The sequence below is a fragment of the Prauserella cavernicola genome, assembly GCF_016595675.1.
Taxonomy (GTDB): domain Bacteria; phylum Actinomycetota; class Actinomycetes; order Mycobacteriales; family Pseudonocardiaceae; genus Prauserella_A; species Prauserella_A cavernicola.
The window spans coordinates 1-283 of the sequence record NZ_JAENJH010000084.1 but is presented as its reverse complement, the minus strand read 5'-3'; the positions used below and the strand labels follow the sequence as shown (position 1 = coordinate 283).

Genomic DNA, 283 nt, shown 5'->3' with positions numbered 1-283 from the left:
CCAGCTCGTCGAGCGGGGTCCGCCCCGTGGCCATGACCACGCGCCACGACGAGCCCGCGAAGGCGGCGGCACACGCGCGGAACAGGTCGGGGCGGTCGGTGAACGCCGAACCGAGCGACACGACGAGCAGCGGCCGGTCGTCGCGCACGGGCTCCCGCACCCGCGGAGCGAGCGTGGGCCCGACGACCCGCCACGTCGGGTCGAACGTGTGCGCCGCGATCTGGAACGCGGCCGGGAGGAACACGAGTCTCAGCGGCAACTCCGGCTGGGCCATCGGCAGCAG

At 74.9% G+C, this 283-nt stretch carries 1 pseudogene; it reads right to left on the bottom strand.

Annotated elements, in window-relative coordinates:
- Nucleotides 1–283, bottom strand: a pseudogene (locus JHE00_RS34805) (macrolide family glycosyltransferase); the annotation flags it as partial.